The sequence below is a fragment of the Nostoc sp. genome, assembly GCF_036917095.1.
Taxonomy (GTDB): Bacteria; Cyanobacteriota; Cyanobacteriia; order Cyanobacteriales; family Nostocaceae; genus Nostoc.
In genome coordinates this window covers 54,978-67,544 of record NZ_JBALFH010000031.1, presented here as the reverse complement: position 1 = coordinate 67,544, position 12,567 = coordinate 54,978, and the positions used below count along the sequence as shown (strand labels likewise).

Sequence of the window (12,567 nt, the reverse complement as noted above, 5' to 3'; positions counted from 1 at the left end):
ACTTTTTGGTATTAGTTCTTAATTGGGCATCCTCAAACTATCCCAGCTAGATTAAGAAACAGCTAGCAAAAGGTTAAGACAAAAAATCTAATTCCTAATTAAAAAACTTGCCATAACCAGTATTTGCTAAAAAGCCAGGGTTTTTGCCGGATCGAAAAAACCTAGTAACCTGTCCCATTAATTTGGATAGGTGAATCAAATTTCAATTTCTCTTCTTTCTTTCTTCGTGTACTTCGCGCCTTTGCGGTTCGTTCTCTTATCCCTGAAAATCTAACGAGACAAACCACTAATTCTTAATTTTGGATAAAGTCAAGCTTAGTCAAACGAAAATTAGGGTAGGCAAACAGCCTACCCTACAACTTTTCTTAACTACAATTCTTCTTAACTGAACTGTTTGATATCAACCAATGAACTATCAATTAGCGGAAATTACCAGGCTTTAGACGAGCACCGTTAGGTTGAGACTGACTACGAATTGCCACTCCACTCCGCAAATTGTTTCCAGTACCGCCATCTTGGCGATCGAGGAAAGGTTTTAGATTAATGCCACTTCTAGATGAACTAACCCGATTATTGCCACTGCCTAGAAGTGTGCGTCCTAAATTATATAATTCGTTGCCTCCAGTACTGCGATCGCCATAAGTGTTAACGGCTATAGTCTGTTGTCCACTGTCAGCAGTAGTCAAGTTCTGAAAAATGCTATTGCGAATAACATAGGGGTCTTTCCCACGGGGGACTGTCAGCACAATTCTACAGCTTGGGTTAGCTTCAGTTGTGACACAGACAATATTTTCGTTATTTTCTACAGCTGTCTGGAGTTCTTGTAAACCATCTGGGCGATAAAGTTCTAAACGACTGGCAATTGCTGCACAACGTTTTTGTGCATCCCAACCACCGCCCAAAGCCGCAGGCGCTGCCCAAGGAAAGAACTGTCCTGGTTGACTTTGTGGCTGATACATAACGGTGGACTGACCATTGTAAGTCTGACAGGTAAACCGAGTTGTACCGTCAGCTGAGGATGAAGGTGGTACACCTGTCGATGTGTCTATTGGTACTGGTGCTGATGTACTGCCTGATGGCACTGTTGGCACTACTACACCCTCCCCAGTAGAATCATCATATTGTGCCATTGCTGCGGAATTGCCCAGACACAAAGATAAGCCAAGACTGCCCAAAGATATCAATCGAAGCAGTTGTGATGACATAAATCATCCTCCAGTAGAAATAGATAGGGAATTGATAGTTTCATTGACGAATAATTCTGTTTTTTGATTCATCAAAAACGCTATTTTTTTCCTCTGTTACTTTTTGATCTTCGAGTAGCCTTTTCATCCATGTTTGAATTTATACATTATTCCTCACTCCTTCATAGTCGTGACGGTTGTAGCTACTACGGATAATGAGATTTTCTAACATTACTAACTCGCTTACTACCGCTTGGGTGCGAAGATAACCAACTAAAAGGAGCACTTATTTGCTTAAACTGAGTCATTGAAATACTTGAAAATTTTGTCTATATATGCTATTGCAAATTATTTGGATCGATACCTTGAGATTGTAAATAGGCAATTAGCCGTTCTTTTTGCTGGCGTTCCTGTTCAATTTGTTCCACTGCCCAAAGCAACAAATTACCTGCCTCATCCCACCAGCGCAACCAGTAACCAGTTCTAGCTTCTTTTGTTCCTTGCCAAGTTCCTAGAAATAAACCCATTGAATCAATCCAATGACGACCATTTTCATCAGGTTGCTTTAACTCGTAGCGCCTGTTTTCGAGTTGGTAAAATTCTAACAAACCGCCATTTGGGTCAAAAATTACGTAAATTGGAACTTGAAGAATCTGCTCATAAAAAAACCATTTTCCTGGTGGATAGGTTCGCTTAAAAGAGTATTCTCCACCCTCAGTGTCAGATAGAAATTCCATCACAATTGCCGGAATATGTCCATCTAAATTGGGTGTATAGCTTTTGCGTTCTCCTAAAACTTGATTTACCGATGGCACATAAACCCAGTCAGGTGCTTTAGCAACAAATTGCCCGTTTATCGTTGCACAAAGTCCAAAATTCGAGGCTATCAACATCTGCGGTTGGATGAAACCACTTATCTCTAAGCTTTCGCGCAAAGCACCAGCTAATAGTGGCTGACCTGTATTTTCCACTGGTTCATCCTCTAACTGAAAATCTGCGGGCAACGCTTCCCAAGATATTACCAATTCTATTGAAGATTTAGCTTCACCGAGTTGGGTTGCCATAAACACCCCCTTTTATTGATTTGTCTTTATTTTATGGCTGACCCGTAGCTTGTTGCTGACGGGGCGACAAAAAAGGCTAGGATGCAGATAAAATAAGTTCCATAGCCCTAAGACCCCGTTGAGAATACTTACGCTGATTGCGACTCTATTAATTATGGTTGTGAATTCTTTTAGAGATTTGTGTTGAGATATTGGTAATCAATGTTGGGTTACCCTGCGGGAAGCCCCTTTGGATCTACGTTCCTCAACCCAACCTACAAGCGATCGCACTACTAACGATCGCACTGATTCTCAACCAACAACAGTCTCACCAGTCGTGATCGTCGTTGAGGACACTCCCATCCTCCAAAACAAGACCTCTGACGCGAGTACCAGTCCAGTCAACATTACTCACATGCTTGGCACCACTCATATTGGTGTTACCCAGTTGAGTTTGGGTGATAGAAGCGGATCGCAATTCAGCACCACTCATGTCAGTATCCATGAACTTAACAGCATCCAGACAAGCTTTAGTCAAATTGGCTCCACTCAAATTAGTACGAATCAATTTGCACTGACCCAAATCGGCACCAGTCAGATTGGCGTTACTCAAATTGGCATCAGTAAGATTAGCACCAGCCAAGATAGTATCAGTCAAGTTAGCTCCACTCAAATTGATTCCACTCAAGTCAATATTAATAAAAACATCTTCCATTGGTTCGGAGCCACTGATATTAATACCCCTGAGATTGAGACCGCTAAAATCTCTTTCCCCAGCAGCATATCTTCTTCTCAATTCTTCTCCATCCATAATTTACCTCCCATATTAATCAACACGTTTATGCTATTGTTTGAGCGATATCGGCGACGAGATGTGACGCTTGTTTGACAATATAATACACTCGCTGTTTGTAATGCATAAAACACAAAAAACCCCGGCGAAACTAGCCGAGGTAAGAGAGAGAGGTACGAATGACAATGAGATACAGCGATACCGAAATCTAAAAAATCTTAGCTAACGCTAAAACCAACCAAAACTAAAGTTGTGATTATTAAAGTCGCAAAAAGACTTTGTAAAACATATTTACGTTGTTCCCAAATTGCCGGGTACTCGGCGTAGTACATCTTGGGTTCAGCTGCGTAGTTATTGAGAATGCCGTCTTCGTTAGTGGTGGTATACATAGTTTTTTCTCTTTTTTGTTTCCTTATGTAACTAAATTTAACAATATTGTTACAAAACGTCAAGAGGACTTGACAAAAAAAGACTGATGCTTTTAATAAAAGTTACTTATCAGGCATAGAGGATTTAGGCGAAGCTGCTCCAGCCGCCGAAAGTTTTTAATTGCAAAATTTAAAATCTAAAATGGTATAAAAGAGTAGAAACACGTTGCTGTAACGATTTCGCGTCTCTACTAGCGATCCAGGGCTATTTCGTTCTAGACATAAACCGCTCAGAACTAAAGTTCCACGGCTCATAGCCCAAGTCCACGCTTAGTGGACTAAAAGCCTTTCTAGTCGTCTTTAGACGAATGAGTGCTATTAGCCTCAGAATTTATTCTGAGGTGGGCTAGATGAGAATGAAATAGCCCTGACTAGCGATCGCATTTAGCGCTCCATCTGTTTTGGATGAAGTAAAATCTATATCTAATTATTCATCACCGCATCCAAAAGCACATTGGCATCAAAGCGGACTACATCTGTGCAAGGTAGCCCGGTTTCTGCTATTGTTTGAGCGATCGCATCCTCTGCCGCAGATTCATCAAGATGGGCTGTGTTAAGAGCTATACCCACTACAGGAACACTTCCAAAAGCACCACCAGCACTAGCGACAGTTTCATAAAGCCGGATTACTTCTGGTAAAGGTGGAATTGGTACGTGGGGATTATTGCGGTTGTGAGTTTGCCCCGCGCGATGTACTAACACCAGTTGGGTTGGTTGCGAACCACGGATGAGCGGTAAGGTTGCTGTTGAACCAGGGTGTAGCAGCGAACCTTGTCCTTCAATGTGCAAGATGTCGTAGTTTTTGCCATAGCGCATAACTATCTGTTCCACAGCACCAGCGGCAAAGTCTACTCGCACGGCATCTAAAGCCACGCCATCCCCTTCTAACATCACCCCAGTTTGACCTGTAGCCAGGAATTTAGAACGCCAGCCCCGCAGTTTTGATGCCCAATGTAACTCTAGGCTAGTTGACATTTTACCGATCGCCATGTCGGTTCCGACTGTCAACACCCGCCGACAAGGAAGGGTGCGTGCCATTCCACTAGCAACACTTATATTAGACGGCTCTTTGCGTACATCCCAAATTAGTTGTCCTGGTTTGAGCAGTGCATTTAACTCTGGGATGCTTGCCATTGGTGTATGTAAACCATTTACCAGCGACATTCCAGCTTCTAGAGCGTCTTTGATTTCCACCCAGTAATCATCTGGTACAGCACCACCTCCCGGAGCAATACCAATTACCAAAACTTCTGGCTTGTACTTTAGGGCTGCGGCTAGCGATGCCACAATGGGCACATCACGCTTGAGACCTGTTAATTCTGGTAAGGATTTGCCAGCACACTCGCGATCGATTACGGCTACGATTGGGGCTTCACTATAGCGTAAAATAGATAACCCCGTTTTGCCTTGAGTTCCAGTAGTTCCTTCATGTAGCAAGATAGCTACTCGTTGATTAAGTGATAGCCGCACTGTGTTGTACCCCCAAACCTGGTAAATCGTTTGGTAAAACTCTCCCTTCTTTTACCAATGCTCCCGTAAAGGGATCGTTGATTAAGTTGAGGTGACTGTCTAAATCTAAATAATCAGCTAGTGGCGCTAGCTGTAATGCTGCTGTATTAGCTAGCGAACTGTCAGAATAGCAACCGAACATTACTTGCAACCCATAGGCTCGTGCTGTATGTACCATTCGCATTGCCTCCGTTAGTCCCCCTGATTTCATCAGTTTGATATTAATACCATCCACGTAGTTTGCTAAATGGGGAATATCGGAGCTTGTGAAACAACTTTCATCGACAAAGATGGGCAAGGGACAGTGTTCTTTGAGTTTTGCTAAACTTTTTTCCTGCCCCCGTGGCAATGGCTGTTCTACATACTTTATACCCAATTCAGCTAGCCAATTGCACATTGCGATCGCATCTTCTAAACTCCAACCCCCATTAGCATCAACAAAAAATTCTAGTGATGGTGCTTCTTCTCGCACTGCTAAGAGCATTTTTTTATCTGCATCTATGCCATCTGGACTACCTAGCTTCACCTTGAAAAGGCGGATATCAGTAAATTGTAACCAGTCTCGCGCTCTCGCTCTGGCTCCTTCAGGCGAATTAATCCCAATTGTGACAGAAGTCGGTACTATTTGATTGCGATCGAGTCCCCAAATTTGCCACAAGGGTAATCCTACGCGCTTACCCAACCAGTCATGCATTGCTATATCCAAGGCTGCTCTTGCAGCAGAAGGAACATGGTTTTGTGTTAAAACTTGCTCAATTTCCTGTCGCTGTAAAGGGCTGAATCCTTGTAATAGCGGCACAACTTGCTGTAGGGCGTCTTTGATTGCATCAGTTGATTGCCGATGATTACCCACACCGAATGGCGATGCTTCCCCCCAGCCTTCGATGCGATCGTGTGAAATTCTCACCCATACATTCGTTGTCTGTGCCGTTGTACCTCGACTAATAGTCAACGGAAACCTTTTGTTTACTGTAAATAAATTTATATTTATTTGCATAGTTGTTATACATATTATGTTATGCAAAAGCCAGTGTAAGTTCAAAGTTTAGATTATCAGATGCATCTGTTATACTTTTTTACATTCATTGCTTGATGACTAAAGGTTTTATACATTATTTTTATTTATGAACGAATTAAAAAAATGGAAGATTTTAAAATCAAAAATGGTTTTAGATCGTCCTTGGTGTCAGGTGAGGCAAGATGAAATAGAATTACCAAATGGTAAAATTATAGATGATTATTTTGTCAGTATTAAGCCTGAGGTTGCGATGGTTTTACCTATTACTAGTAATAAAGAGATAATTTTTGTCCGGCAATACAGACATGCGGTAGGTGATTTTTTTTTAGAACTACCAGCAGGGAATTTTGACCCAACAAAAGAGAGTGCAGAAGTAGCAGCAATTAGAGAACTCAGAGAAGAAACTGGTTATATTCCCCAAGAATTTAGAAAAATCGGAACTTTATACGATAAGCCGAGTAAAGATACCAATAAAATACATTTATTTTTAGCAGAGAATGTGAGCAACGTTGGAGAGCAACAACTAGATATTACTGAAGAAATTGAAGTTGTATTAATTCCTGTAGAATCAGTTTTAGATAAAATCGCCCAAGGTGAAATTTCTGTGGCGGGAACTATTGCGGCTATATTTTTAGGTTTAAACTTTATTACTTAATTAATAATCAATGTAGCTTTTTCCTGTTATTTAATAAAAATGCTTGAGGCGAATTATATTCTGAAGCTTTTACAGCAACTTTTTGGGCATTTTACTAGAGAATGACATTCAGAAAGTTTCCGTATAATGTCCTGATACGGTTGTTATTCAGAAAAATTATGGATATCAGCGAAGGATATACTGAAAACTTTATATATCTGCAACAAGTATAGTAAATATACGGTAATGAGTTGTATAAGATTTGAGTATGCTTAGGCTCAATAGGCTGAAGGTTTTAAATCGAGAAAACCTATCCAACTAGCCGTTCTTAATATTTAGGTAGAAGTTATGGCCATAGACAGAGTAATTATTTCTCAATTGGATGCTGATACATACCCTAAAGGTTTTGATGCTGAAATGGCTCGAAAGCTGGCAGGGCTAACTCAGCAAGCGTATAAGCAGTTCAATTTGTTCTCTCTTAAAAATAACTCACAAATCTTTAAGCTTGAGGATGTGTACCAACTAGAAACTGAATTTGCGGAAAAGGACATTCCGTTTGGGTTTGTTGCCTCTGAAGCTGGTAGTGACAATGTATATGTAATCTTCCGTGGCACCAGACGCTTTGTTGAATGGTTCAAGGATGCGAATATTGAGCTTGTCACCTTTAACGATAGTACTAACGAAAGGAGTAAAAGAGTAGAGATTAAAGGTGAAATTGCAGATGGGGTTGTGCAGGAAAATCAAAGTTCACTCATCATCCCTAACATTGACAATGATTTTGGGTTTGTAACAGCAGGCTTTAGAGGCATCTATGTAAGTCTACGGAAGAAACTCATTGAGGCACTTAATCAAAAGTCCCCGAATGCTAAGGTCTTTGTCACAGGACATAGCTTAGGTGGGGCGCTAGCAACATTAGCAATTCCGGATATTCTAAAGAACACTCACTTTAAAAATCCTGACAACATTGTACTGTACACCTTTGCTAGCCCTCGGTGTGGAGACAGAAATTTTGCAATGAGTTTTCAAAAGTTAGGTGTTCGACACTGGCGAATTGCCAACACGGAAGATTTTATCACTACGCTCCCATTTCCAACAGGAAACGTTTTAAAGCCAGCACAATCTGATGACCTACCAGAAGAAGAACTTGGAATTGGCGGAGTAGCTGGAGTGGACAAAAATCCGAATCCAATTTTTGGCTTTTTTAAAGCAATGTATGACAGAACTAAAAGAAGAATGCCAGACTACTTACATACTGGCACACCCCTTTACTTTACTATTCATGAAGCTGCCTTGGAGAAGCATCATAACCTAGACGAGGTATATATGCTTGGAATCTCACAAGACCCTCTTACGTAGCTGCGAATGTGGTTAGTAAAGCCGCCGACAAGATTGAAGATAAAGTCACTGGTTAGTGACTGAAATCTTGTACTACTTTAAAGGCTCTGATTCTAAAATAGATTGATTTGTTTAATTAGGAACATTATGAAAACTGTTACTACTATCGCTGTTGCAATTGTTGCTGTTATTCATGTCGCCATTGCGATGGTAGAGATGTTTTTCTGGGAAACCCCCTTTATCTATGAAAGACTTAGATTTACGCCTGATATCGCGCATCAAGTCGCTCCAATTGTCAATAATGCAGGTTTGTACAATGCATTTATTGCCGCTGGTTTATTCTGGGGGGCTTTTAACCAAAACAGATCGATTCGGCTCTTTTTCTCAGTTTGTGTTATCGTTGCTGGTCTTTATGGTGCAGTCACATTAAGTCCTACAACGCTCCTACTTCAAACACTTCCGGCAACGATCGCTCTCATTCTTGTTTGGTTAGCACATTCTCGATCCAAACTGTAAAGCGCCGTTAGAGTGGGTAAGCAACGCCTGACAAGATGAAGTTAATTGTCAAGAGGCTACAGTTATGGCTTTAGCATCTAATGAATAAGCTGCTATCATTCACACGGAGCGAGTCCTCGCGATCGCAGTTACCCACATTATTCTTTACGATGTGAATTTTTAGTTTTTTATCTAGCCCATTGCTGCAAAATGTAAGCGTAAAAAGCCTCTTTATCTACCTTATCCATTGCATAAATTTTCCGCCCACCAGAAACTACTTTAGTCCGCCCCTGACTAAGACCAGTAGTAATAATTTCTGTTTCCCATTCGCGCAGTTGATAAAATTCTGGATGTCCTAGATAAGCTGTTGCTAAGACATCCCAAAAATAATAATCTTGGGGAATAACTAGTGCATAACATTGTCCTGCTAAATCAGAGATGGGATAGTGGCGTTGTCGTCCCATTTTGTATACTAACTCCGATGTAACTGGGACATTATTAGTCAAATCTAAAGGACACATAATAATTTCAATTTGGGTTTGCCATACCCGCGCTGCTGAAACCGCGTCCCAATAAACATTCCATTCGGCAGAACCATCTTGTCCTGCTTCCAGACTTTTTTCCACATTACCACCAACATTTAATGCACCTCCCATCCACACAATTTTGTGAATCTTTGCTTCGATGTCTGGTGCTTTGTCTAAAGCCACTGCTACCGTGGTCAACGGGCCAGTTACCATCAACGTTACGGGGTCTGATGCCTTCCGCAAGACCTGTATCATGAAATCTTGACCTGTTTCGGCAACCAAAGGCGTAGTAATGGTTTCGCTTTGATTGAGAATGGGGAGATGGTCAACGATAAACGAATCACGGCGATAGAGAGTAGGAAATGGATTGATACCGCGCACAGTACTTTCTGCTACCGGGATATGAGAAAATCCCATCAAATCTATAATTTTACGTGTGGCGCTAACAGCAGGTTGAATGTAGCAATCTGCTGGAGTGACGACAACACCAAGGAGTTCAATATGATCCATCGTCAACAGCAACATAGTTGCTAAATAATCATCTACACCGCCATCGTGATCCATTAATACTAGTTGTTTTGTCATAAAAGGAGAATTAATATGGATGAGTTTATGGAAGTTGCTATTCAAGAAGCGAAACAAGGCAGACAAGAAGGTGGAATTCCCATTGGTTCGGTTCTCGTCAAGAATGGCAAAATTCTCGGCAGAGGACACAATAAACGCGTGCAAGACGCCGATCCTGTCACCCACGCGGAAATCGATTGTCTCCGCAATGCTGGGAGAGTTGGCAGCTACAGAGGTACTACACTCTATTCAACTTTAATGCCGTGTTATCTGTGCGCTGGGGCAGTGGTGCAATTTGGGATTAAAAAAGTCATAGTCGGAGAATCCAGAACTTTTCCTGGTGCTAAAGAATTTATGGTATCTCACGGTGTGGAAGTAATCGATCTGAATCTTGACGATTGCGAACAAATGATGAGTGAGTTTATTGAAACTAACCCCGAACTTTGGAATGAAGATATCGGTAATTAGAGACGCGATGAATCGCGTCTGTACAAGAGTTGTCGGTGTCTTGGTGACTTTTGATAGGAGAATTATGGTAGGAGCGATCGCTATCTAAAAAGTCACCTTGCTTTTAACCCAGAAAAAAAGTTACCTCCACACGGACACTCATCACTCCTAACCCAGCAGAAGCGTGCTGTTATTATCAATCAGCCTCAGAGTTCCACTAGTAGCTATGCCTGGGTTGGGCTGTGATGCACCATAGGACTGAATGTAACGCCGCACTTCTAGCGGAAAGTGGGGGTAATCTAATACTGCATCTCCATCGGCAATAGTTGCCCAGAATTCGCGCAAACTAGGAGCTAATTCTTTTGCCTCTGATAATGGTAAGTTTAACGGAGAGTGAGTTAGTAGCTTAACTAGGAAGGGGAAAGAGCGATCGCCCATCCATTGCCGCGATGACTGTTGCAAGTCGGGGAATTCAGGCACTGACTCTACCCGATGAGATAAAATCTGCAACGATTCTTTACCTTGGTCATCCCGATGAAACTCTAGCACCCGATAAGGGTGAGGATAGCTCACTAAAGAACCAGTGGTAATATCATATACTCCATCTGAGTAAGCAATATCCTGAACGTGCAAATGCCCGGTAAATACTAGTTTGACTCCGTAGCGCCTTAGCAACTGCAATAGTTCTGCTGAATTCGCCAACATGTATCGATTTGCCAGTGGATGGCTCGATTGATTGGGCAAATGCTCCACTACATTATGATGCACCATCACCAGAACTAATTCATCACTAGATGCCGCCAGCACTTCTTCTAACCACTGTAGTTGCTTGGCATCCAAACACCCTACCTGCTCACCCTGCTCGTTAAAGGAGTTAGAATTCAGTCCAATCAGCTTAACTCCAGGCAATAACTGACGAATGTAGTAAATCTGCTGCGGATCTTCATAGCCAAACTTCGTGTAATAGTAGGGAAAATCCGCAAAAGCAATTGATTGCTGATTGGCCAACAGCACAGGAACGTCATGATTGCCAGGAACAACATAGACGGGAAAAGGTAGCTGTGCTAAACATTGTTGCAACCAGGCGTGGTTCTCTGGTTCGCCGTGCTGGGTTAAGTCTCCTGGTAACAACAAGAAATCTAAATCGAGTTGTGTTAAATGTTCTAGTACACTTTGAAACGCCGAAATACTTACTTCTACCAGATGAAAACGGCTAGGATGATCCCAGATTGTGTGGGGAAGTGCCAGGTGTAAGTCGCTGACTACCGCAAAACGAAAATTCAGAGCCATTGATTTATGAAAATGTTAAAAACAGGGATTAAAATAAGCCTTTTCCCAAAAGTATAACGCTTGCTTTGTTTCGCTGCTCAGGAGTGCGGTTACTTAACATTTGTATACATTTAGTATAGATTAAACGCTATGCTGACAATTAATTTCAAGGCTGAATATAACCATTAATTTGCAAAAATTATCGGAGATTTGATTGCTAAATATTTAGTAATCAACGCTCAAATAACTGGGCGATCGCTTCTATTTGCACGCAAACAATTAATGAATAATAATTCAATAGTGTTAGCGACACGAAATGCGTAAGCGTACCTCGTCGTAGACATCGCTTTCTTTGTTGGCTTCTCTGCTACTCCCCTTTTCGGTAAAATAACTTAGCAGATCGGTAAGGAACAGGTTCAGGATCATGGCTCAAGCTAGTATTGGGATTATTGGTGGCAGTGGTCTGTATAAAATGGACGCGCTCAAAGATGTAGAAGAGGTGCATGTCCAAACCCCCTTTGGTTCGCCATCAGATGCTTTGATTCTAGGGACTTTGGATGGTACAAGGGTAGCTTTTTTGGCGCGTCATGGCCGCAATCACACGCTTTTACCCTCTGAGTTACCGTTTCGCGCTAATATCTATGCGATGAAGCAATTGGGTGTGGAGTATTTAATTTCAGCTAGTGCTGTGGGTTCCTTGAAGGAAGAGGCGAAACCACTGGATATGGTGGTGCCAGATCAGTTTATTGACAGAACGAAAAATCGGATTTCAACGTTTTTTGGTGAGGGAATTGTTGCTCACATTGCCTTTGGCGATCCGATTTGTAAGAACTTGGCTGTTGTGTTGGCAGATGCGATCGCATCTCTCAATTTACCAGAAGTTACTCTCCATCGCGGCGGCACTTATGTGTGCATGGAAGGGCCAGCTTTTTCCACCAAGGCAGAATCGAATCTTTACCGCAGTTGGGGTGCAACAATCATTGGGATGACAAATTTACCAGAGGCGAAGTTGGCAAGGGAAGCGGAAATTGCCTATGCAACCTTAGCACTGGTGACAGATTATGATTGTTGGCATCCAGACCATGACAGTGTGACGGTGGAATTGGTGATTGGCAATTTGCTGCGAAATGCTGTTAATGCTCAAAAAGTAATTCAAGAAACTGTGCGGCGCTTGAGTGAAAATCCGCCAACCAGTGAGGCGCATTCGGCGTTGCAGTATGCGATTTTGACTCAGTTGGATAAAGCACCAGCGGCGACGAAAGAAAAGTTAGGGTTATTGTTGCAGAAGTATTTGTAGTATTGCTGATGAATGAGCGATGTC

Annotated in this window: 14 protein-coding genes; 6 read left to right on the top strand and 8 right to left on the bottom strand. The window is 41.9% G+C overall.

Translation table 11 applies throughout. The annotated features are described in order from the left end of the window. Positions 1-419 precede the first annotated feature (419 nt). On the bottom strand, positions 420-1,205 hold the full coding sequence (locus tag V7L01_RS15080) for a COP23 domain-containing protein (protein WP_335036003.1): 786 nt from the start codon (positions 1,203-1,205) through the stop codon (positions 420-422). A 317-nt stretch (positions 1,206-1,522) separates the two neighbouring features. After that, a complete protein-coding gene (locus V7L01_RS15075; RefSeq protein WP_335036002.1) occupies positions 1,523-2,248 on the bottom strand; it encodes a Uma2 family endonuclease in 726 nt (241 codons plus the stop codon). 191 nt (positions 2,249-2,439) lie between these two features. Between V7L01_RS15075 and V7L01_RS15070 the strand changes: the two genes are divergently transcribed. After that, positions 2,440-2,568 (top strand): hypothetical protein, encoded by a 129-nt coding sequence (locus tag V7L01_RS15070; RefSeq protein WP_335036001.1) that lies wholly within the window; start codon positions 2,440-2,442, stop codon positions 2,566-2,568. Here the strand turns inward: V7L01_RS15070 and V7L01_RS15065 are convergent. The 4 genes from V7L01_RS15065 to V7L01_RS15050 form a co-directional block, all read right to left on the bottom strand. Next, positions 2,556-3,038 (bottom strand): pentapeptide repeat-containing protein, encoded by a 483-nt coding sequence (locus V7L01_RS15065; RefSeq protein WP_335036000.1) that lies wholly within the window; start codon positions 3,036-3,038, stop codon positions 2,556-2,558. The genes V7L01_RS15070 and V7L01_RS15065 overlap by 13 nt on opposite strands. A gap of 200 nt (positions 3,039-3,238) precedes the next feature. Then, positions 3,239-3,409, bottom strand: a complete 171-nt coding sequence (gene psb34, locus V7L01_RS15060) for a photosystem II assembly protein Psb34 (RefSeq protein ID WP_335035998.1) — start codon at positions 3,407-3,409, stop codon at positions 3,239-3,241. A gap of 462 nt (positions 3,410-3,871) precedes the next feature. Further along, complete coding sequence (locus V7L01_RS15055) at positions 3,872-4,918, bottom strand: DUF1611 domain-containing protein (protein WP_335035997.1); 1,047 nt, start codon at positions 4,916-4,918, stop codon at positions 3,872-3,874. Further along, positions 4,902-5,954 carry a dipeptide epimerase gene (locus tag V7L01_RS15050; protein WP_335035995.1) on the bottom strand — a complete coding sequence of 351 codons (1,053 nt, stop codon included), beginning with the start codon at positions 5,952-5,954 and terminating at the stop codon, positions 4,902-4,904. Before V7L01_RS15050 ends, V7L01_RS15055 begins: the two co-directional genes overlap by 17 nt. A gap of 127 nt (positions 5,955-6,081) precedes the next feature. On the opposite strand from V7L01_RS15050, the gene V7L01_RS15045 reads away from it, so the two are divergent. The 3 genes from V7L01_RS15045 (at position 6,082) to V7L01_RS15035 (ending at position 8,460) form a co-directional block, all read left to right on the top strand. Further along, positions 6,082-6,630: an NUDIX hydrolase gene (locus V7L01_RS15045; RefSeq protein ID WP_335035994.1), complete on the top strand. Its 549-nt coding sequence runs from the start codon at positions 6,082-6,084 to the stop codon at positions 6,628-6,630. Positions 6,631-6,957: 327 nt separating this feature from the next. Continuing rightward, on the top strand, positions 6,958-7,965 hold the full coding sequence (locus V7L01_RS15040; protein ID WP_335035992.1) for a lipase family protein: 1,008 nt from the start codon (positions 6,958-6,960) through the stop codon (positions 7,963-7,965). Positions 7,966-8,091: 126 nt separating this feature from the next. After that, on the top strand, positions 8,092-8,460 hold the full coding sequence (locus V7L01_RS15035) for a DUF1304 domain-containing protein (protein ID WP_335035990.1): 369 nt from the start codon (positions 8,092-8,094) through the stop codon (positions 8,458-8,460). 167 nt (positions 8,461-8,627) lie between these two features. On the opposite strand, the gene V7L01_RS15030 is transcribed toward V7L01_RS15035, so the two are convergent. Next, complete coding sequence (locus V7L01_RS15030) at positions 8,628-9,551, bottom strand: nucleoside hydrolase (protein WP_335035988.1); 924 nt, start codon at positions 9,549-9,551, stop codon at positions 8,628-8,630. A 15-nt stretch (positions 9,552-9,566) separates the two neighbouring features. On the opposite strand from V7L01_RS15030, the gene V7L01_RS15025 reads away from it, so the two are divergent. Then, complete coding sequence (locus V7L01_RS15025; protein WP_335035987.1) at positions 9,567-9,998, top strand: nucleoside deaminase; 432 nt, start codon at positions 9,567-9,569, stop codon at positions 9,996-9,998. Between the two features lie 147 nt (positions 9,999-10,145). On the opposite strand, the gene V7L01_RS15020 is transcribed toward V7L01_RS15025, so the two are convergent. Continuing rightward, positions 10,146-11,267, bottom strand: coding sequence for a metallophosphoesterase family protein (locus V7L01_RS15020; protein ID WP_335035985.1), 1,122 nt, complete (start codon positions 11,265-11,267; stop codon positions 10,146-10,148). 403 nt (positions 11,268-11,670) lie between these two features. Here V7L01_RS15020 and V7L01_RS15015 point away from each other — a divergent pair, with 403 nt between their 5' ends. Then, positions 11,671-12,543, top strand: a complete 873-nt coding sequence (locus V7L01_RS15015; protein ID WP_292702484.1) for an S-methyl-5'-thioadenosine phosphorylase — start codon at positions 11,671-11,673, stop codon at positions 12,541-12,543. Positions 12,544-12,567 lie beyond the last annotated feature (24 nt).